The sequence below is a fragment of the Candidatus Glassbacteria bacterium genome, assembly GCA_019456185.1.
GTDB lineage: Bacteria > Gemmatimonadota > Glassbacteria > GWA2-58-10 > GWA2-58-10 > JAJRTS01.
In genome coordinates this window covers 130,534-151,028 of the sequence record VRUH01000002.1, presented here as the reverse complement: position 1 = coordinate 151,028, position 20,495 = coordinate 130,534, and the positions used below count along the sequence as shown (strand labels likewise).

Below are 20,495 nucleotides of genomic sequence, written 5' to 3'. Positions count from 1 at the left end.
TTGGATGAGATTCGACGATCCGCAGATGTTGCACCTCCTCTGGCTTGTACCGGCCTCGGCTGTGCTGTTCTGGTTTACCGCCCGCCGCAAGCGAGCCCTGCTGGAGCGGTTCGCCGGCCGGAAACTGGTGGCCCGGCTGGCCAGGCCCCTTCTGCCCGGAGGACGGGCTGTGCGGACCATGCTGCTGCTGGGCGCGCTGGCGATGCTGATCGTGGCCCTGGCCCGCCCGCAGTACGGCAAGGAGGCGGTGATACTCCAGCGCGAGGGACGGGACCTGGTGTTCCTGCTCGACACCTCCTTGAGCATGCTGGCCGATGATATCCAGCCCGACCGTCTCAGCCGGGCCCGGTTCGAAATCTCCAGTCTGCTGGACCGGATGCAGGGTGACCGGGTGAGCCTGGTGCCGTTCGCGGGCGACGCGTTCGTGCTCTGTCCGCTGACCACGGATTACTCGGCCGTACGGTTGTTCCTCGACGGGGTCGATACGGAGATTATCTCCGAGCCGGGCACCAACCTGGCCCGCGCGCTGGAAGTGGGCGGCAGCGCGTTCGATGCCAAGGAGCGCGAGTACAGGGTGATGATCCTGATCACCGACGGCGAGGAGCTGGAGGGCGATGCGCTGGCCGCCGCGGCCGGCATCCGCGAGCAGGGTGTGCGGCTCTACGCCATCGGAATCGGCACGCCCGACGGGGTCCCGATTCCGGTCAGGGACGAGCGGGGTGAAGTTACCGATTACAAGCGCGACGAGCGGGGTGAGGTGGTGATGACCCGTCTGGGCGAACAACTGCTGGCTGAACTGGCCCACGCCGGAGGGGGCGAATACTACCGCGCGGGACGAAGCGCTATCGAGCTTGAGCGGATTTTCGAGGATATCAACCGGCTGGAAAAAAGGCAGCTCGAATCGAAGGAATTTACGCTCTACAAGGACCGTTACCAGTGGTTCCTCGGCGCGGCGCTGCTGCTGATGGCGCTGGAGGTAATGGTTATCGAAACCGGGCGGCGCAGGCGCGGCGATGAGCAGGAGGGCGGTGAAATATGATCGATACGAGCATACGGAGAATGGCGGCCCTGCCGGTTTGCGCCGGGCTGTTCATGCTTTTCTGCGCGGCCGGCTGGCAGGACATGCTGCGCGGACTGCCGGAGAAAGCCGAACGGGAGTACCGTCAGGAAAACTACGAACAAGCCCTGCAGCTCTACCAGGAGGCCCAGACCCGCAACCCGGATTCCGACACCCTGGCCTACAATCTGGGCAACACTCTCTATCAGCTTGGAAGATATCAGGATGCCGCCGGCCAGTTCGGCAGGATTCTGCAGCAGGATTCAACTTCGCTCTCCCCGCGCGCAATTTACAACATGGGCAATTCCCTGTTCAAGATGGGCCAGGAGTCGGGCAACCAGGAGTTCCTCTCCAAGGCGCTGGAAGCGTTTAAGCAATCGATTATCAGCGACCCCGCCGACGAGGACGCCAAGTACAATTTCGAGCTGACCAAGAGGCTGATCCAACAGCAGGAGCAGCAGCAACAGCAGGACCGGCAGGACAAAGACGAGAACCGGGATCAGCAGGATCAGCAGCAGAATCAGCAGGATAAGCAGCAGGACCGGCAACAGCAGGACCCGCAACAGCAACAACAGGAGCAACAGCAGCCCCGTCAGCAGGCGGGGGAAGACCGGCAGGAACAGCAGCCCCCTCCCGGGGAAATGAGTGAAGAGGAAGCCGAGAAAATCCTTCAGGCGCTGATGCAGATGGAACAGGAAGCCCGCGAGGAACAGGAAAAGAAAAAGAAGAGCCAGGCAACAGGCTCGAAAGGACGCGACTGGTAATGGTCCGGCTGCGTAAAATTACAGTTGCCCTGATCTGCTTGCTGATCCCGTTAGGCCACGCCGCGGCCCAGGACGTGCAGGTCAGCATCCAGGCCCGGCCGTCCACGGTGGAGCTTAACGGACAGTTCCGTCTGACCGTTACCGTATCCGGAGCGCTGAATAATTTACCCGATCCCCGGATCCAGGGCCTCGACCAGTTCCGCGTGGTCGGCAGCAGTCAGTCCAGCCAGATCTCGATAGTCAACGGGCGGATCAACGCGACCAAAAGTATCGCTTACACCATCCTGGCCGCTCAGGAGGGGACTTTCGAGCTGGGTCCGGCCGTGCTGGCTGTCGATGGCGAAACTTACAGCTCAAATACGGTCGCCGTCACGGTTACCCGCTCCGCCGGCGGAGCGCCGCAGGCGCAGCAGCAGCAGCCAGCAGGCAAACAGCGGCAGGCACAGCCCTCGCAGCCGCCGCCGCAATCCTCGGCACGACCCGGCAGGAGGCCGACGAGCGGTGACGGAGGCGTGTTTGTCCGTGGCCGGACCGACAAGCAGGAGGTTTTCCTCGGCGAGCAGCTGACTTACACGTTCGGCTTTTACAGCCGGATCAGGATGACCGAGAATCCAGAGTACACGGAACCCAAGTTCGAGGGCTTCTGGAAGGAAGATATCGATAAAGAAGCCAATGTCTCGAACCAGACAGTCGGCGGCGCCCTGTACCGGGTTCAGGAACTGCGCTACGCCCTGTTTCCCACAGTCAGCGGCAAGGCGAAGATAACGGCGGCGCGGCTGACTTATTTCGTCAGGAACATCTGGGACTTCTTCGACAGGGGCCGCCGGGTCGAGCTGGCCACGAATCCGCTGGAAATCAAGATCAAGCCGCTGCCCTCCGCGGGCCGTCCCGCAAATTTCGCAGGAGCGGTGGGCAGCTACAAAATATCTGCATCGCTGGACAAAAACGAGGTCAGGGCCGGTGATGCGCTGACGCTCGACGTCCGGGTCGAGGGCAGCGGGAACGTGCGCACAATCAACGAGCCGTCGCTGAGTGGGCTGGATAATTTCGACGTCTACGAATCCAGCAGCGATGTCAGCGTGGGCTTCGCCGGCACGACGGTTCGCGGGACAAAGACGGTCAAGTACGTTATCGTCCCGCGTAAGGCCGGTCAATACGACTGGCAGGGACTCGAGTTCTCCTATTTCGACCCCTCGGCCGGCCAGTACAGGACAGTCTCCACGGGAGAGCTTTCCGTTACGGTGCTTGAGTCGGGCAAGGAGGAAACTTTCACTTACAGGGCCGGCGGAGAAAGCGTGGTGGCCCTCGGCAGGGATATCAATTACATCAAGGAAAACGTCCGCAGCGCGCTGAGAGCCGCGCCCGAGCCCTTGAACACAAAGCCGTGGTTCTGGCCGCTGCATCTGCTGCCGCTGGCGGCGGTGGGCTGCGCCCTGCTCTATCGCCGTCACCGGGGACGTCTGATGAGCGATCGGGGGTATGCCCGCTACCGGGTAAGCGACAGGAAAGCCGCGGCGACGCTCAAGGCCGCCGATCGCTCAGCCCGCAATGGCGATTTAACCGCCGCTTACGCCGATCTCAACCGGGCCGCGACAAATTATATCGGCGACAGGCTGAATGTCGAGGCCGCCGGGATGACTGTCGATGAGATCGACAACCTGTTGAGCGGGCGGGGAATCGATGAGCAGGTCCGCGATAACCTTCGCTCCGCGCTGGATCACTTCGCGTTCGTGCGGTTCGCCGCCGGCGCCGCCGGCGACCTGGAAACGTTCAAAGAATATAAAGCCGGGATCGGTAAACTGCTGAACAACCTGGGCAGGAAACTATGAGCAGGAAAACAGTAAAGCCGCGGATGACGGGACTCTTGGTCCGGGTAGCCCTGCTGCTGCTGCTGACGGCAGCACAGTTATCGGCTCAGGATGAGGGCGAGACCACGCTGATGGCCCAGTTCCGTGCAGCGAACCAGGCATACAGCGAAGGCGCCTACGCCCTGGCCCTGAAGGGCTACCGCGAGCTGCTCGATGCGGCTGATCCCAGCGCGGAGTTGTACTATAACACCGGATGCGCCGCGCTCAAAACCGGAGAGCTGGGCGAGGCGGTCGTTAATTTTCACCGCGCTTCGCGGCTGAACCCGCGTGATCCTGATATCAGGTTCAATCTGCAGTTTGTCGGTGAACTGACCCGCCCGAAAGGAGAAGAGGAAGAGGCTGAAAATGTCTTTTTCGGCCTGTTGTCCCGCCTGGTATTCAGCCTGACCACCCGGGAAGCGAGCATCATCCAGCTCGCTTTCCTGCTGGTTTTCACCCTCGGCGCTGTAACTGCGGCCACCGGAGCCGTGGGCGGCAAGCGCAAATTCGCACTGGCGCTGACTCTGACGGGACTGTTTCTGCTGCTGGTCAACAGTTCGGTACTGGGGTTACATATCTACCGCTTTACCTATGTCAGCGAGGCGGTGGTGCTGCAGGCCGATGTCGAGGCGCTCAGCGGTCCGGGCGAAGACAATACGCGGGTACTGGTGATCCCGGAAGGGACTGTGATGCGGGTCAGGGAGCAGCGGGGGGACTGGGCGCTGGTCAGCCTGCCCAGCGGGCGCAGCGGATGGCTGAGGTTGGAGCTGATAGAGGTGATCTGATAATCAGTCCTGCCCGGATTTGTCCTTGACGCTGTACGGGTAACCGGGCACTCGCTTTTTCCCGTCGACCAGCGGCCCGCGGCCGGCGGGATCGCGGACGATTCGGAAGCCCACCGCGCTGATTTTGTAGTCGGGCCGGGCGCGTTGACGGTAAGCGGCCTGGCAGCCCTCGGCCTTGAAATGCCATCCCCCGCCGCGCAGGACTCTCGAATTCCCCAGAGACGGGCCGTGCGGGTTTCTGGTTTTCAACTCCTCGTAATTCTCCATCCAGTCGTTGCACCATTCCCACACGTTACCGTGCATGTCGAACAGCCCCCAGGCATTCGGTTCCTTGGAGCCGACAGGATGGGTCGTGCCCTCACTGTTGAGCTTGTACCAGCCAACCCGCTCCAGATCGACCTCCTCATCCCCCGAATAGTAACGGCTGGCGCTGCCGGCGCGGCAGACGTATTCCCACTCCGCCTCGGTCGGCAGGCGGAAACCGTTGCGGCTGAAAATGCAGCTTCGGTTGCGGATATCGTAAGCCGGCATAAAGCCGGCCAGCTCGCTCAGGCGGTTACAGAACTGGGCGGCGTCGAACCAGCTCGCCTGGTCGACCGGCCTGCGGCTGTCCCCTTTCATCAGGCTCGGGTTGAACCCCATCACCTTCTCGAAAAGCGCCTGCGTAACCTCGTACGCCCCGATCTCGAAACTGTCGACATATACCCGCCGCAATGGCCTGGAATGAACCAGCCAGTCATCGCGCTTATCCTCGCTACCCATCACGAAACTGCCGGAGGGTATCCTGATCATGTGCAGATTTTCAAACACCCAACTGCTGTCATCGGGACTGATTTCGTAACACTGTCCCGGAATGGCAAACGCCATCAAAGCAAAAACCAGCAGTCCGCCGGCCAGCCGGGCCGTAAGTGCTCGACTGTGGAGATTCGGCCGCATACTCATTTTAAGTCTCCAGTTCTCAGCACTCATCCCGTAATGAACATGCTGCTTACCCCGTTCGACAGCGGTGAATTGAACTCTTTTATCTAGTTAAAATATTTTTTCCGGAATTTCAAGTCCTGTCGCCGATAATTAGAATAATATCTTTCTGTTCGCGCTTCCATGCACGGTATGTAATAATTTGAGAATTCGGCGCTAGTATATTAATTTGAAATCTGTGTCATCCGGCTTAGGGTGATGACTGCGTGCGCGGTATTCATGGTCAATCATCAGGATCAACCCGGGAAGGATACCCGTATTATCGCCAAAGACCTGGAATTGAGAGAGTTATCGGACGAGGAGCTTGTCAAGCAGTTCAGGGATGGCCGGGAGCGGGCTTTTAACGAGTTGATGGGGCGCTATAACCGTCGTATTATTAACTACATATACCGGATCATCGGTGACAGGGACAGGGCTGAAGACCTCCTCCAGGATACGTTCGTCAGGGTTTACCGGAATATCGACCGGTTCGATGTGGACCGGAAGTTTTCCACGTGGCTCTATACTATCGCCACCAACCTGTCCAAGAACGAACTGCGTAATAAAGGGCGCAGTCCGCTCCTCTATTTTCAAAACTTCTTTTTTCGCAAGTCGGACCAGAAGATGTTCGAGGCAGTGGACCAGAAAATCCGCCCGGACGAGGAGGTTTACCGCGGCGAACTGGCCCTGATAGTGGATGCGGCGATCGAGAAACTGCCCAAGCGGCACAAGCTGGTGTTCACCTTACGCGAGCGCGAGGGCAAGAGTTACGAGGAAATCGCCGACATTCTCGACTGCAATATCGGCACGGTAAAAAGCAGGCTCAACCGGGCCAGGGCCAAATTCGCCCAGGTTGTCGAGCCGATGCTGGAATAACACTGAGATAACAGTCAACCGGAGGGTGGAGTCAAAATGGCGTTTCCCATACAGCGCGGCCGCCGGCTGAGAAACAGCAAGGCGATCAGGGACATGGTCGCCGAAACCAGCCTCAGCCCCAGGGATTTCATTTTCCCATTGTTTGTCGTTCCGGGCAGCGGAGTGCGCAGAGAGATCGGCTCGATGCCCGGAAACTACCATCTGTCGCTCGACAGGATCGCCGGGGAAGCCGGGCGGGTGCATTCGCTGGGAGTTCCGGCCGTGATCCTGTTCGGACTGCCCGAGGAGAAAGACCCGCTGGGAAGCTCCGGCGCACGCGATGACGGAGTGGTCCAGCAGGCTGTCGGAGTACTGAAGAAGGAGCTGCCGGAGCTGTGCGTTATCACCGACGTCTGCCTCTGCGAGTACACCGACCACGGTCACTGCGGCAGGATTGTCGATAACGATGTGGACAACGATTCCACCCTGGAGCTGCTGGCCGACCAGGCGCTGAGTCACGCCAGGGCGGGGGCCGATATGCTGGCGCCCAGCGATATGATGGACGGCCGGGTGGCGGCTATCCGCGATAAACTCGACGCCGGAGGGTTTCACAACCTGCCGCTGATGAGCTACGCGGCTAAATATTCGAGTGCTTTCTACGGCCCGTTCCGCGAGGCCGCCGAGAGCGCCCCCGCCTTCGGCGACAGGCGGACCTACCAGATGGACCCGCCCAACGTCCGCGAGGCGCTCCGGGAGGTGGAGCTGGATATCGCAGAAGGGGCGGATATCGTGATGGTCAAACCAGCGATGGCCTACCTGGATGTGATCAGAGCGGTCCGGGAAAATTTCGACACGCCGGTGGCCGCCTTTAACGTCAGCGGCGAATTCTCGATGGTCAAGGCCGCGGATAAGCTGGGCTGGATCGACGGGCGGCGGGCGATGATGGAAGTACTGACTGCAATCAAGCGGGCCGGGGCGGATATGATTATCACATATTTCGCGCCGGACGCCGCTGAACTGATAAACAGGGAGGGTGCGTGAGCGGAAGCGATGGACTGGACGGGCGGATTCTGGATCGGGTGCAGAGCGGATTCCCGGTAACCGAGCGGCCTTTCGCGGTTATGGCCGATGAGATAGGAATTGCGGAAGCTGACTTGATCGAGCGGGTGAAAGCCCTGCGCGAACAGGGTGTTATCAGACGGTTCGGAGCGGTGTTCGACTCCCGTAAACTGGGTTATGTCAGCACGCTTGTCGGAGTGAAAATTCCACGGGCTGAGGATCTCCCGGCCGTGGCGGCGGAGGTCAGCACGTATCTTGAAGTGACCCATAATTACCAGCGCACTGATGAGTACAACCTGTGGTTCACGCTGATCGCCGCCAGCCAGGAGCGGATCGATAACATAATCGGTCGGATCGGCTCATTGCCGCAGGTGGCAGAGATCAGGAACCTGCCCGCTCTTCGCCTGTACAAGATCAAAGCCGATTTCCGCGCCGCGCGGGGGCAGGGAGGGGGAGAGTGGTGAGTGTCAATGCTGCTTTGCAACTGAGTAAAAAAGATAAAAAACTGATTCGTCTTCTGCAGGTGGAACTCCCCCTGGTGGAACGTCCATACGCCGAGCTGAGCGAGCGGTTGGGCATGAGCGAGCGGGAGGTTCTGGATAAAGTGTCGTCCTGGGTCGGCAGCGGGATTATCAGGCGGTTCGGGGCCACGGTCCGTCACCAGCGCATGGGCTACAGCGCCAACAGCATGGTGGTCTGGCGGGTCACCGATCCCGAGGTCGCTGACCGGGCCGGCGAGATATTCGCCGGATTCCCCGAGGTTACCCACTGCTACCGTCGTCCCGAGTTCGAGGGCTGGCCCTACACGTTGTACACGATGGTTCACGCCACCAGCCAGGAGGGTATCGAACAGACCCTTGAGAGGATGAAAGAGGCCTCGGGCCTGGACGAGTACCGTGGACTGCTCAGCGAGAAGGAATGGAAAAAAACGTCAATGCAGTATTTCAGTGAGGAGGAGGATCAGTGATCGGCAGCCGTTCCGCGCAACTTTTCGAGCAGGCCTGCAGGGTAATTCCCGCCGGAGTCAACAGCCCCGTGCGCGCGTTCGGCTCGGTGGGCGACACTGGACCGTTTTTTGTCGAGCGGGCCGAAGGTACGCGGATATTCGATGTCGACGGTAACGAGTACCTGGACTATGTCTGCTCCTGGGGCCCGCTGCTGTTCGGGCACAACCCGCCGGGCCTGGCGGAGGAGTTGAACCGGGCGGTCGCCAATGGCACCAGCTACGGTGCGGCAACGGAACTCGAGGTGGAACTGGCTGAACTGATCACCGGCATGGTGCCCTCTATCGAGATGGTCCGTCTGGTTAACAGCGGCACGGAGGCCGCCATGAGCGCCGTGCGGCTGGCACGGGGCTTCACCGGGCGCAAGCTGGTGGTCAAATGCGAGGGCTGCTACCACGGCCACGGCGATGCGTTCCTGGTCAAGGCCGGCAGCGGCGGGGCCACGTTCGGCGTGCCGGACAGCGCGGGAGTCCCGCCGGAGCAGAGTGCGCTGACAGTCAATGTCCCCTACAACGATCTCGAGGCAATGGAAGACGTGTTCGCGTCCTCGGGCGGAGATATCGCCGCGGTGATCATAGAGCCGATAGCGGGCAACATGGGCGTGGTGCCGCCCCTAGAGGACTATCTCCAGGGTTTGCGCCGGGTCGCCGGACAGCACGGCGCGCTGCTGATTTTCGACGAAGTGATCAGCGGGTTCCGCGCCGGTTCCTCGGGCGCCCAGGGCCTGTTCGGCATCGAGCCGGACCTGACCTGCCTGGGCAAGATTATCGGCGGCGGTCTGCCGATGGGTGCGTTCGGCGGCAGGCGCGAGGTGATGGAAAAACTGTCGCCGCTGGGGCCGGTGTACCAGGCCGGGACCCTCTCGGGCAACCCGCTGGCTGTCACGGCCGGGCTGTACATGCTGCGCAGGATCGGCAAGGAGCCGCCTTACGACAGGCTCGAGAGCCTGGGCGCGCGGCTCGAAACCGGTATCCGCGCCAATCTGGACAAGCTGGGTCTCGAACTGACAGTCAACCGGGCGGGCAGTGTGCTGACCCTGTTTTTCAACCCCGGACCGGTCAACGACTTCAGCGCCGCCAAGCAGTCGGACACAGCGGCGTTCGGCCGTTATTTCCACGCTCTGCTGGAACAGGGCATCTTCGTGGCTCCGAGCCAGTTCGAGGCCGTGTTCATCTCCGCGGCCCACACCGAGCAGGATATCGACCGCACGGTGGAAGCAAATTTTAACGCATTGCAGAAAGTATCCGGCTGAATGAAATGTTTGTCCGGCAAAATGGTGCTGCTGCTGCTTTCGGCATTTCTGCTCGCGGCGCTCTCCGCCTGCCATCGCGGGGCCGTCCTTCCTCCCGGGCTGGTAAGTCCGCCGGGAGGATCTCCGCCGGTGCGCGTGCGGCTTATGAACGGTCCGGGACCGGTGGAGATCGGAGCCGAGAGCGGGGTGCTGCTGTTCTCCGATCTGGCCTCGGGCGAAAAGATAGCCGCGATCGAGCCGGGTGGTCGCTGGTCTGTGGTGCTGTTCGGCCCCGACGGCCAGTTGCGGGTGGCCTCGCCGGACGGCCGGGTGAGCAGGCCGCACCCCGCTGGTATCCGGGTGCATATGCCGGGGGGGAACGGAGAGTTCAGGTTAACGGGACGGAGTTATCGCGGGGAACTGCTGCTTGTCAATTCCGGCGGTAACCGGATCATGGCGGTCAACCGCCTGCCGCTTGAAGAGTACCTTCGCTCGGTGGTGCCCTCGGAGATCGGCTCTCCCGGCAGTGCGGCCTACCAGGCGCTGAAAGCCCAGGCTGTCAGCGCGCGCAGCTATGCGATGTCGCTGATGAGCGAGAACCGAAGATTCAGCTACGACCTCACCGCCGACACGGGCGACCAGATGTACAGGGGAACGTCCACGGAACACCAGCTTACCGACAGCGCAGTATTTGAAACGGCTGGAGAGTGCCTGACCAGCGGCGGCCGTGTGCTGACAAGTTTCTACCACAGCACCTGCGGGGGCCGCACCGCAGATCCGTCAGAGGTCTGGGGCAAACAGTTCGCCGAACGTAACCGCTGGCTGCGCTCGGTGGGTGACGGTTCTTACGACAGCGGATCGCGCTGGGCCGAGTGGGAAGTCAGCTGGAGCCGTCAGCAGTTGCTGCTGCTGCTCAAGAAATACCTGCCGGAGCTGATGAAGATGTCGGCCGGGGAGGTGGGAGAGCCGACCGATATCGAAATCATGCGGAAAGGGCCGTCCGGGCGGAATGTCCTGCTGAAAGTAACTACCGATAAACGCGTGCTGCAGGTGGAGGGAGACAATATCCGCCGTGCGCTGCGTAAGCCCGACGGTTCGATACTGCCGAGTACGATGTTCGACCTTTCGCTCCAGCGCGGCGGGAGCAGCGGCCTGTCGATAGTGGCGCGCGGACGGGGGTTCGGCCACGGCCTGGGCATGTGCCAGACCGGCGCGATAGCCAGGGCGTCCGCGGGCCAGGACTACCGTAAAATCCTCGATCGTTATTTCCCCAAAGCCGGCATCAGCCGACTTTACTGATCCCGCTGGCACAGCTTTTTCTCTGAAACTTAATCTTTCCCGATAAAAAAACAGGAGCGACTCATCCATCGCCCCTGCGATCAAGCTCGATATTTTCAACATCCGCGCTAATCGACCTGGAAAGTATTCCTGGCCGTTGTCCGGTTGAAAAAACGGTCCCAGGCCTGCACACTGACGGTGTGTTCGCCTTTTCCCGGTTTAGCCAGTTCGACCCGGAAACTCTCTTTGGTCGTGTCCAGCAAGTCATCCGAGGGTGACATCGGCCTGGCATCTCCGGAGTCCAGCGTAAGCTCCACCCGCTCGATCCTGGTTGTAGTGTCCTCGACACGGAAAGACACGACCACGGCCCCATCGGCCTGACTGTCCACCACGAGGTCGCGGATAACAGGCGCGGTATTGTCCACGAAGAACGGGGCGCTCAGGCGTTCCGAGCAAAGTGCCCGGTCCGCCGGATTATCCAGCGAATCGAACGCGACCACTTTCAGCAGGTAGCGACCGTCGGCAATATTCTCCGTATCGAAAATCACGGTGTTGGTTTTGCTTTTTTCCCGCAGTGTGCGCCAGGAGCTTTCATCGATTCCCCGGTAATAGATGCTGTAGCGGAGCTGGTCGCCGTTGGCGTCGTTGGCGTTCCAGCCGGCCATCCTGAACCTGCGATCGTATTCCTTTTTGCCCTGAAACGGCTTATCGGTATCGTTACTGGCGCCTTTCATCAGTTGCGCAACTTCCTGCGGGTATTTCTTGGCAGAACCGCCCTCAGCGAGCGGAGCTCCGTTCTGCTTGATATAGAGTCCCTGTGGCATGAACCGCACGGGGCTGATCATCGGCGGGCGATTGCGCCTGAGATAGGACACCGTGACCTCGCGGAGCAGCGGAGTCCGCGACGGGTTGTCGGTCTCCATCTCCACTCGCCACTGGAAATTACGGCGCGCCGGAGAAGATATCAGCTCTTCGGCTACGCCATGCATGGGCGATGACCACGGACTCCAGGTTGTGTCGGGCTTATCGGTGTTGCCCGAGCGCGTGCGGAAACTCAACTTGGTCCCGGATGGGACTTCGCCCATCCAGGTAAGCCGTCCCCACTGCGCCGGGATACCGGCCGGCAGGACGTCGCTGGTGAAAGTCCCCTTCAGCGAATAACCTTTTTCCAGCGAGTGCACCTGGCCGGGGTTGCCGGTGATGATCAACGTTCTGCCGCCGGTATAGAGGAACCCGGTGGCTTCGCTGCTGCCGAACTTGTTGATCAGGGTAAGCTCTCCCCGGCGGTCGATCTTGTAAAGGCTGCGTTTGTCCTTGGAGGCGACAAACAGCGCCTGGTTGTCCTCGGAGAGGCCCAGGGCCATGATCGCATCGCCGCTCTCGCGCCAGATTCGGGTGACAAACCGGTCCTGGTCGAAATAGTAGATCTCGCTGTTGGTCGGCGGGGCCATCCGCACCGAGGGCGGGCGAAGAATCATCCCGCGTTTCAACTCCTGGCCCTCCTGCTCCTGATTGTTTTTTCCCGTCTGCCCGTCGGTATCACTGGGTTGGGAGAACATGTTCTGGCCCTGGCCGTTGCCGCTCTTGATCTCGAACGCGACCACGAACAGGTTGTTGTCGCTGTCGACAACGATCGAGCGCATGTCGTTCAACGGGCTGTCATAGACAATCGAAACACCGCCGTCGGCATCGATCTGGTAGAGCAGGGCGCTGCCGCTGGAGCCGGCGAGCAGGTTGCCTTTACGGTCGAGAGCCAGGGAAATGATGTGGTTCTCGTCGGAATCGAGAATCAGGCTCCCCCGGTGGCTGCCGGTGACTTTGTAGACTTTGCCCTTGAAGCCGACCGCGACGAACAGTTCGCCGGCGGGGCCCGGCAGAATTTTCCAGATATATTTTTCCTCGGGATCGAAATAGACCTCGGCCTGGCCGGTACCGCCCGGTATCCGGTAAACACGTCCCTCGGGCGAGGCGCCGACGAACAGGTCGCCGTTGGGGGCGACCGCCAGCGCCATCACCTCCGGCTCCAGCGCATCGTATACCACCGACGTATCCCCGTTGACATTTACCCTGAGCACTAGCCCCTCGTGGCCGGTGCCAAGATATGCGCCGCCCTTGCCGTCGGGAGCTATCGACCAGATAAAAGGCACTCCCGGCTCGGTGAAGCGCTTTAGTTCGGGCGCAAGCGACAGAGACTCGTCGGCAAGGATAGAGACGCCCTCTGTTTCGCCGCCGAGGAAATCCTTCCTGCCGTCGATCTTCCAGAACCGGACTCCGTCCGCCCGGGCGGCGGATGCCAATGCCGCGATCAGAAAGATTACAACCAGCGCATGTTTTGCCAAACCAGCCTCCGTGTATTTCCAGACTCAATGAATGTCCAGGCTATCAGGTTCCGGGCTTCAATGTCAACTGAATCAGGCGGAACCCGTTAAGCACGTAATCGGTCGGCAGCTCGAATTCAGCGACAGTTTTGTCGTTGAGCGGCATTGTGGCGCCCGAGGATTTCCGGGAATTGAGCAGCGACCATACCGAGCCGGGCAGCTCGGGCATCTCACTGCCGCCAAGCACCAGGCCGCGGTCCATCGTAAACGCCTTGACATACAGGCAGTTGTTTTTTCTCGTTTTATTAATCAAGCCCACCAGTTCTGCCAGGCTGGTATACAGAAACCGTCCCGGTGAAAGCTGAAACTCGGCGCGGGTGATATAGTCGGCCGAGCCGACGAGGATAAACAGGCGGGTTTTCTCGACTGTTTCCGGCGCGACAACCTGGAACTGCCGCCGGAAGGACGGGGTTACGAACGGGTCGAGCGTGACGTTCACCTGCAACGTATCGCCGGGCGTAAGCTCATCGCTGTCCACGTGGACCTCCGCGACCCGCGCCCTGGGCAGTCCCTCGGCCACCTCGAAATCGAAACTCACCCGACGAACCTTGGCCGGGCCGTAGTAGTTGGCATACAGGTACTGCATTGTCTGCAGGGCCTGCTGGATGAACTGGCCGGTCGCCGAGGAGCCGGCGTACATGTTTTCAAGTTTCACCGCCTCGGTGCCCTCGATCTCAATAGTTCCGCTGACCCTGAGAGTCTGTTCGGTAACCGCATTGCCGGCCTCTGAAAGGGAGTTGAGCATGGTAATCGCCGCCAGTACCGGCGAGAGCATCTTGTTGTCCACCATCTCGTAGTGGAACGTTTGCCTGGGCAGCGATGGCAGCGACAGGCTGATTTCGATCGGCACCATCGCCGGTTGAGCGCCGATAATGCCGAACACTCCGTTGGTGTGGTCGGCGCGGATGCTGCCCTGAAAATCCGTGGTATTGGAAATCTTGAATGAGCGGGCCACGTTGGGCAGGACAGTTATTATTTCCGCGGAGGTCATCGGAAAATCGACCGGACCGAACTGCATGAACGGGTGGCCGAACGCCAGCACTTTTTCGTCGTCGCGATGGGTGAGCGTGCCGGTGGCCGCCAGCGACAGGTCTCCACGGACAAGCTGGGCGGCCACGGCAGAACCCGGCTGGAGGCTGACCGGCCCGGAATCAGTCGAGCCGACGCTGCCGCCGGCCAGGGGAACCAGCCCGAACCGGTCGAACATGCCGCCGAAGCGCTCGAAGACCGACTGGCTGCAGCCGGCGAAAATCAGGGGGATATCAAGCCTGGCCAGGGGGAAGCCGCCGGCTGCCAAACCGCCCGTCGCTGCCGGCGCGTTACCGGAGTTATCAAGCAGCGGGTTCTCGGGAGCGGTGAACGGATCGTAGCGCGCGGGTGCGGACCGGGTCAGGCCGCCCTCAATCGGTCCATGTTCCGCTGATGTGTTTCGACTGGAAGAAATGACCGTGCGCTCGATCTCGAGCATCTGCTCGATCGGCGTGATTCCGCAAATCGGCTCCTTGCTGAACTGCCAGCCATAGGCCAGCGCGCCGATCAGCTTGTCACCGATGTAGATCGGGCTGCCGCTCATGCCGCCGATAACCCCCGTGTGGCGCAGACGCTCGCCCAGCAGTTCGGCGAGGATGATATCCTTCTTCGGGGAAAAATTGTTGAGTTTACCGAGTATCCTGACTTCAAACCGTTCGATGCTGTCGCCGCTGAATACCGATAGCCCCCAGCCATCCATCCCGGCCTCGACCTCATCGATCGGCATGATCTGGCTGGCGGATGAGCCGGCCGCGGAACAAAGCAGGAAAACGGCCAGCGTAACTGCGGTGCTGTTGCTGAGAAAAGACTTGAATGTCATTCTTATCAATCCCCGTTATCCGTTGATTCGTTTGAATGTAGCAAATTAGCTGGCTGGAATAGTTCTGTCAACCGTCAAGCATGCAGCCGCCTGATACTGGAATGATAGTGGACAGAGGGCCTAAGAGTTCCAAGAGGGAAGATTTAGGCCGGAGTCTCGTCAACCTTGCGTCCCACCACCCGGATCACGGCAGCCAGCAGCGCCAGCACCAGCAGGTTCGACAGCCAGGGATTCACCAGGCCGAGTCCGACGGGGAGATAACCGAGCAGGACAGCGCAGATTCCGACAGTGATGCTGTATGGCAGTTGAGTGCGAACGTGGTCCACATGGTCCGCTCCGGAGGACATTGAACTCATGATGGTGGTGTCGCTGATCGGGCTGCAGTGGTCTCCGAAAACGGACCCCGAAAGGATCGCGCCTATCGTGCCGAGCATGGTCAGTTCCACCGCCTGCCCGCTCATGCCTGCGTCCAGCGGCAGATGGTAGGACAGCGGGATTATCAGGGGCATCAGAATCGCCATCGTGCCCCAGCTCGTGCCGGTGGAGAAACTGGTGAAAGCGGCGAGCAGGAAAGTGATCGACGGCAGCAGGCCGGGACTCAGCAGACGTCGGGTGACAGTCAGCAGGTAGGTTGCGGTCTCGAGCTCGGTGCAGACAATCTGGATCACCCTGGCCAGGGTCAGAATCATCATCGCCAGGACAAGCGACTTGAAACCGACCAGGAACGCCTCCATCGCCTGGCGCAGCGTCAGCAGGCGTTGGGCGAATATCAGCGCCAGGCTGGAAAACACACCGGCGAACGCGGCCCAGAGCAGCACCTGGAACGGGTCGGCCGCCCCGATGATGTTATACAGGGTCGGTTCCGTTCCCCCGGCGGACACCGCATCGCTGCCGCTGCGATACAGACCCGCCATCAGCACGATACTCATCACGGCGATCGGCAGGATTGCGTTGTACCAGCGATGGTCAGAGCTCGGTTCCGGTTCGAGCCGCTGCATTTCATAATCAAGCAGAGGCTGGGCGCCCGAGGCCAGAACCCGCCCGGTTTTGAGCGCACGTTCTTCCGCTTTCAGCATCGGGCCGAAATCCCGCCGCGAAATCACGATCAGCAGCACGAACAACAGGCAGGCCCAGGAGTAAAAATTATACGGCAAGGCCTTGAGGAACATCCAGTAAGCGCTCTCGTCAAGCCCCAGGCTTTCGATAGCCGAGCTGAGCAGGGCCAACTCGTAGCCGATCCAGGTGGAGATCAGCGCAACGCTGGCCACCGGTGCGGCTGTTGAATCGACAATGAAGCTGAGTTTCTCGCGGCTGACTTTCATCTTGTCCGTGAACGGCCGCATGGTGTTGCCGACCATCAGCGTATTGGAATAGTCATCGAAAAAGATCAGCAGGCCGATCAGCCAGGTGCTGAACTGGCTCATCCTCCTGCTGACCGCCAGCCTCGACAGTTTTTCGACCAGTCCCGCCGCGCCGCCGCTGCGCGTGATCAGACCCACCATCCCGCCGAGGGTCATGCTGAAGATGATTATCCGGACATGGTCCGTATCGGTCATGGCTTCCACCAGGTAAGTGTCGATCAGCCGCACCAGACCGGTCCAGGGGTTCAGCCCCTGGATCATCGAAACACCGACCCAGACTCCGAAAAACAGCGCCGGCAATACCTGGCGGAATACCAGGGCCAGCAGGATAGCCAGCAGGGGAGGAAGGATGGTGAAGAATCCCGGCCAGACCCGGATCGATCTGCTGATTTTCGAGCCGTCCAGTGCGATTTCAATGACGTACGAACCCGCGCCGGAAAACCTTAGTGATGCGTTCCCATCGCTGTTCAGGACCGTGTCCGGGACGGCTGCCCGGCTGCCGTCGGAGTTGAAAACCCTGACAGGAGCGCGGTCGGGGAAAACTTCCGGACCACCCTCAACACTGACTGTCGCAGGAACGCCTGCAAAAATCACGGCGGGAAGCCGCAGAGAAGGAGCCGGCTCACTGTCCGCGGCGGAGCTTACTCCTGGCAAACAGAGAATCAACAAGGTAATGACAATAAGTGGAATGGCTGGACGTAAGCTGATTGAGAGTAGTCTCATCCTCATCTGGCCTCGTTTCGCGGAGTTCCTCAGAAAGCCGGCAGCGGCAATGTCCGGCGTATGCAAATCTATTTCTGATGGACAGAATTGTCAAAGAACTCTCGAAACCCGTTAAATATGACTGTTACTTCACTTGTAGATAGATCATGACTTGACTTGAAGCTGATCTGGAGCCATAATGACTCAGAAGCGGACAAACGTTGCAAAGTTGCTTCAGGCAGGTATTTGGGCATGATGTTACGGTTCCGGTTAATCTCAAAGAGTGCCTAATGGCTGAAAAAAGACAAAAAGACATATCCGAAGAGGACGGCCCCGGGGAAGACCGCCTGGACGATTCGGAAGAGGACAAACTGGAAGGCGGCGGGGCCGAAGATGCGGCAGCCTCTGTCAGCGATCCTGTAAGTCAGGCTGCGAGTGATTCCGCCGGCAAGGAATCAGCGGACTGGTTTGTCGATTTCGACGTCTGGGAAGCCGCGCTGGAAGCCAAGTTCGGACCGAAGTTCGAGCAGGTTCTGACCGGAGAGCTCGGAGCCGATTGGGTAAACAAGCTGAACAGCAAAATGATGAACGAGCGTAATTTTTACAATGTACTGGATGATGTTAAAGACGGGATCACCGGTCAGACCCAGGCCGGCCATCCGCAAATCGTGGAGCGCGGAGACAGTGATTTGCCGGATGACTGGGTGGGATTCGAGGCTCTCGGGCCGGGCGAGGTGATCTACGATGAGAGAATGGTCGGTCCGGCTGGCCCAGGCGGCGGGGGCGGCGGAGGCGGGGGCGGCGGCAGGTCTTTGCCAAATCTGTCGGATATCAGGAAAAAAGAGTTCGATCAGGCAGGTGAGCTGAAGGCTGCCAAGGAAGCTTTCAGCGACTTTGATATGATCGACGGTGACTCGACTCTGCCCGACGAAGAGGTCGTGCTGATGGATCGCAACGATTTCAGCAGACTGAGTTATTTCGCGCGCAAGGAACTGGACCGCCACAAGGACGATCTCGATACCAGCAAGGTGCTCGAACGAAAGAGCGAAAAAAAGGAACAGCAAAAGATCGGCGCTGCCAACAAGTTAATCCTGCTGTTGGCGTCGCTGGTGCTGCTCTACACGATATTCACTCTGGCAGCGCTTCCGTTCGGAGAATATTACGAAAATAAAATAGCGGCGGACAACCCTGCCGACTACCTGTTCCGGCCATCGACAGCTCTGTACAAGCAGGGCGAGCTGTCCCGCACTACCGGGGGGGCGGCGATCAGTTTTTACTTCCTGCAGCCCGCGATGAACCGTCTGGAACTCAATCATATAATCGGCGGCGACGAGCGCAGGTTCGAGCTCGAGCTGTATAACGGTAAAAGCCTGGAGATCGCCGACGGTCCGTGGGGCGGGGCGATGGAAGTACACCGGTTTTACAGCCAGAACTGGCCGACCAACCGGAGCGCATTCCTGCAAAGTCCGTATCTCAGTCTAAGCAGTAACGGCACGCCGCTGCTGCTGGCGTTTGAACGGTCTGTCAGCGGAATTCTGCCCGGCTTGCTGGTGATGGATGTGGTTACCGATGACGGCCGGCACGTGGCGGTGGCGTACGTTGCGGACAATCTGCTTAACATTCGGCTTGTCGACCCGGTTCAGCAAGGCAGCGCCGAAGAAGCCGGATTGACAATCCAGTTCCTGTTTCTGTTTTCCCTCCTCGAGCTCTAATCGAATTCTTCGCGGGTTCACCCTTTCAGTCGGCACTCCGTGTTATTAGATTGAACTCTTTATCAGATCAGGGGGAATCCGCGCTGGATACCGGATACTTGAGACAATCGCATTGGGTGGAGAGAATATCGATGAACCTGTTCGGCAGAAAATTACAGAAGCCCGCGATGCTTGCCGCCGCCTTGTTTGCGCTGTTTTCCCCGTCACGGGCTGCCGCGGACGGGCCGGACAAACTTTCCCTGCTGAAAAGAGCATTCAACGCCGACAGCGTGCTTGTGTTTCAGGCCGACACTGTCCTGAGCGGCCAGCCGTCGGGAGTGAGCGAGACAATCGTCTTTGTCAACTGTAACGGTGCGGTGGACAGGGCTGTCAACGGAAGCGTGGTGATACTTAACGGCGAGCTGGGCCTGCGGCGCGAAGCAAAACTGGCGGGAGATATCATCCTGGTGCGCTCCTCTCTGTTCAAGTCACGCGGGGCCGAAGTGGCCGGTGAGACGGTCAGCATATCTTCCACGGACGCCGTTCGTGAGGTGAACTCCGCTGTCGAGGACCGGAGCAGTGTTGGAAGTGCGTTCCCGATCCACCTCGATATGTGGACCAACCCCATGGGCGGGTTCAGGGTCGAGGGCTATGACCGGGTTGACGGGTTCTCAGTCTCCTGGGGATTCGAGTTGGTTCAGCCCGACTGGAAAGATTTCCGTGTATTCTCGGCCAAGGTGATCTCATCGACTTCCCGCCAGGCGATCGGGTTCGACAGCCGGCTGAGGGTTCCCCTGGATAAAGAACAGCGCTGGCGGGCGGAGCTGGGAGCGCGCAGCCTGACAGACACTAACGGGCGCTGGCGTCTCGGCGATCTGGAAAACGCGATCAAGGCGTTTGTCGCCGGCTACGACCATCGCTACTACTTCCGCCGTGAGGGCTTTTCCGCAGGAGTGGTCAGACTGTTCGGCAGGCGGAGCAGGATCGGGCTGATCTACCGCAGCGAGCGCTTTGCCAGCCTGTTTAACCAATCCCCGTTTACCCTGGTGGGCGCGGAGAATTTCGAGCCGAACCTCCCGGTTGACGGAGGACCGCTGCATGGCCTGGCTCTTGAGGGCGTGATCGATACGCGCAACGATCTCTATTTCACTCTGACCGGAAGCCGCCTGGCCTTCGAGGCTGAACTCGCGGGCGGAGCCCTGGGCGGCGATCACGGATTCGCACGCTACGTCTTCAGCCTTGAGCGCTGGGATACATTTAACAGCAGGCACCACACTTATCTGTGGCTCAAATTGGCGGGAGCTGACCAGAGCCTTCCGTTCCAGCGCGGCTATACGATGGGCAATGCGCTGCGCGGGCATGACAATTTCGCCTATTCAGGTGACAGGATGGTCCTGATCCAGGCGGCTTACGGTTATAGCCTGCCGACCATACCGGTGGTGGAATACCTCTTTTTTCGCTGGCAGGCGGACTTTATTTACGAGACCGGGACAGCGTTCTTTCACAACGACCCCTCCGAGAGCTTCAGCGACCTGAAACAGGACGCCGGTTTCGGTTTTACCGGCAATACGATTATGGGCCGTGTGGGGATTCACCTGTTCCAGGACCTGGACAAGTCCATCCACTCGGGCCGCAGAATAACTGTCACCCTGAATATAAACGTCTTCGAGTGAGCGT

Annotated in this window: 16 protein-coding genes; 12 read left to right on the top strand and 4 right to left on the bottom strand. The window is 60.0% G+C overall.

The window, feature by feature from the left end; translation table 11 throughout:
- Window positions 1-4: 4 nt before the first annotated feature.
- From FVQ81_01695 to FVQ81_01680, 4 genes are read left to right on the top strand one after another with little or no spacing between them, the layout of a single operon-like run.
- Window positions 5-1,039: a VWA domain-containing protein gene (locus FVQ81_01695; GenBank protein MBW7995286.1), complete on the top strand. Its 1,035-nt coding sequence runs from the start codon at window positions 5-7 to the stop codon at window positions 1,037-1,039.
- The gene (locus FVQ81_01690) at window positions 1,036-1,821 is read left to right on the top strand and encodes a tetratricopeptide repeat protein (GenBank protein ID MBW7995285.1); all 786 of its coding nucleotides are present in this window, start codon (window positions 1,036-1,038) and stop codon (window positions 1,819-1,821) included. Before FVQ81_01695 ends, FVQ81_01690 begins: the two co-directional genes overlap by 4 nt.
- A complete protein-coding gene (locus tag FVQ81_01685; GenBank protein MBW7995284.1) occupies window positions 1,821-3,650 on the top strand; it encodes a protein BatD in 1,830 nt (609 codons plus the stop codon). Before FVQ81_01690 ends, FVQ81_01685 begins: the two co-directional genes overlap by 1 nt.
- On the top strand, window positions 3,647-4,453 hold the full coding sequence (locus tag FVQ81_01680; GenBank protein ID MBW7995283.1) for a hypothetical protein: 807 nt from the start codon (window positions 3,647-3,649) through the stop codon (window positions 4,451-4,453). The genes FVQ81_01685 and FVQ81_01680 overlap by 4 nt, the downstream gene beginning before the upstream one ends.
- 3 nt (window positions 4,454-4,456) lie before the next feature.
- Here FVQ81_01680 and FVQ81_01675 read toward each other — a convergent pair whose 3' ends face one another.
- Complete coding sequence (locus FVQ81_01675) at window positions 4,457-5,422, bottom strand: formylglycine-generating enzyme family protein (protein ID MBW7995282.1); 966 nt, start codon at window positions 5,420-5,422, stop codon at window positions 4,457-4,459.
- Between the two features lie 207 nt (window positions 5,423-5,629).
- On the opposite strand from FVQ81_01675, the gene FVQ81_01670 reads away from it, so the two are divergent.
- Genes FVQ81_01670 through FVQ81_01645 form a run of 6 tightly spaced genes read left to right on the top strand, consistent with a single transcriptional unit; the run spans window position 5,630 to window position 10,858 of the window.
- Complete coding sequence (locus FVQ81_01670) at window positions 5,630-6,286, top strand: sigma-70 family RNA polymerase sigma factor (protein MBW7995281.1); 657 nt, start codon at window positions 5,630-5,632, stop codon at window positions 6,284-6,286.
- Window positions 6,287-6,322: 36 nt separating this feature from the next.
- Window positions 6,323-7,306, top strand: coding sequence for a porphobilinogen synthase (hemB, locus tag FVQ81_01665; GenBank protein ID MBW7995280.1), 984 nt, complete (start codon window positions 6,323-6,325; stop codon window positions 7,304-7,306).
- Entirely contained in the window at window positions 7,303-7,788 is a 486-nt protein-coding gene (locus tag FVQ81_01660) for an Lrp/AsnC family transcriptional regulator (GenBank protein ID MBW7995279.1), read from the top strand. The genes hemB and FVQ81_01660 overlap by 4 nt, the downstream gene beginning before the upstream one ends.
- A 20-nt stretch (window positions 7,789-7,808) precedes the next feature.
- Window positions 7,809-8,291 (top strand): Lrp/AsnC family transcriptional regulator, encoded by a 483-nt coding sequence (locus FVQ81_01655; GenBank protein ID MBW7995278.1) that lies wholly within the window; start codon window positions 7,809-7,811, stop codon window positions 8,289-8,291.
- Complete coding sequence (gene hemL, locus FVQ81_01650; GenBank protein MBW7995277.1) at window positions 8,288-9,580, top strand: glutamate-1-semialdehyde-2,1-aminomutase; 1,293 nt, start codon at window positions 8,288-8,290, stop codon at window positions 9,578-9,580. Before FVQ81_01655 ends, hemL begins: the two co-directional genes overlap by 4 nt.
- The gene (locus FVQ81_01645) at window positions 9,581-10,858 is read left to right on the top strand and encodes a SpoIID/LytB domain-containing protein (GenBank protein MBW7995276.1); all 1,278 of its coding nucleotides are present in this window, start codon (window positions 9,581-9,583) and stop codon (window positions 10,856-10,858) included. It begins immediately after the preceding gene.
- A 107-nt stretch (window positions 10,859-10,965) separates the two neighbouring features.
- Here the strand turns inward: FVQ81_01645 and FVQ81_01640 are convergent, their stop codons facing one another.
- The 3 genes from FVQ81_01640 to FVQ81_01630 form a co-directional block, all read right to left on the bottom strand.
- Entirely contained in the window at window positions 10,966-13,176 is a 2,211-nt protein-coding gene (locus FVQ81_01640; protein ID MBW7995275.1) for a hypothetical protein, read from the bottom strand.
- Between the two features lie 43 nt (window positions 13,177-13,219).
- Window positions 13,220-15,064, bottom strand: coding sequence for a hypothetical protein (locus FVQ81_01635; GenBank protein ID MBW7995274.1), 1,845 nt, complete (start codon window positions 15,062-15,064; stop codon window positions 13,220-13,222).
- Between the two features lie 143 nt (window positions 15,065-15,207).
- Window positions 15,208-17,154: a Na+/H+ antiporter NhaC family protein gene (locus FVQ81_01630; protein ID MBW7995273.1), complete on the bottom strand. Its 1,947-nt coding sequence runs from the start codon at window positions 17,152-17,154 to the stop codon at window positions 15,208-15,210.
- Window positions 17,155-17,417: 263 nt separating this feature from the next.
- Between FVQ81_01630 and FVQ81_01625 the strand changes: the two genes are divergently transcribed.
- Together FVQ81_01625 and FVQ81_01620 are read left to right on the top strand one after the other, a co-directional pair.
- On the top strand, window positions 17,418-18,839 hold the full coding sequence (locus tag FVQ81_01625) for a hypothetical protein (GenBank protein MBW7995272.1): 1,422 nt from the start codon (window positions 17,418-17,420) through the stop codon (window positions 18,837-18,839).
- A 98-nt stretch (window positions 18,840-18,937) separates the two neighbouring features.
- A complete protein-coding gene (locus tag FVQ81_01620; GenBank protein ID MBW7995271.1) occupies window positions 18,938-20,491 on the top strand; it encodes a hypothetical protein in 1,554 nt (517 codons plus the stop codon).
- Window positions 20,492-20,495 lie beyond the last annotated feature (4 nt).

What these genes read in the sequence shown, in the direction of transcription:
- FVQ81_01695 (MBW7995286.1), top strand. Translation starts at nt 5, where the DNA reads ATGAGATTCGACGATCCGCAGATGTTGCACCTCCTCTGGCTTGTACCG.
- FVQ81_01690 (MBW7995285.1), top strand. Translation starts at nt 1,036, where the DNA reads ATGATCGATACGAGCATACGGAGAATGGCGGCCCTGCCGGTTTGCGCC.
- FVQ81_01685 (MBW7995284.1), top strand. Translation starts at nt 1,821, where the DNA reads ATGGTCCGGCTGCGTAAAATTACAGTTGCCCTGATCTGCTTGCTGATC.
- FVQ81_01680 (MBW7995283.1), top strand. Translation starts at nt 3,647, where the DNA reads ATGAGCAGGAAAACAGTAAAGCCGCGGATGACGGGACTCTTGGTCCGG.
- FVQ81_01675 (MBW7995282.1), bottom strand. Translation starts at nt 5,422, where the DNA reads ATGAGTGCTGAGAACTGGAGACTTAAAATGAGTATGCGGCCGAATCTC.
- FVQ81_01670 (MBW7995281.1), top strand. Translation starts at nt 5,630, where the DNA reads ATGACTGCGTGCGCGGTATTCATGGTCAATCATCAGGATCAACCCGGG.
- hemB (MBW7995280.1), top strand. Translation starts at nt 6,323, where the DNA reads ATGGCGTTTCCCATACAGCGCGGCCGCCGGCTGAGAAACAGCAAGGCG.
- FVQ81_01645 (MBW7995276.1), top strand. Translation starts at nt 9,581, where the DNA reads ATGAAATGTTTGTCCGGCAAAATGGTGCTGCTGCTGCTTTCGGCATTT.
- FVQ81_01635 (MBW7995274.1), bottom strand. Translation starts at nt 15,064, where the DNA reads ATGACATTCAAGTCTTTTCTCAGCAACAGCACCGCAGTTACGCTGGCC.
- FVQ81_01630 (MBW7995273.1), bottom strand. Translation starts at nt 17,154, where the DNA reads ATGAGGATGAGACTACTCTCAATCAGCTTACGTCCAGCCATTCCACTT.
- FVQ81_01625 (MBW7995272.1), top strand. Translation starts at nt 17,418, where the DNA reads ATGGCTGAAAAAAGACAAAAAGACATATCCGAAGAGGACGGCCCCGGG.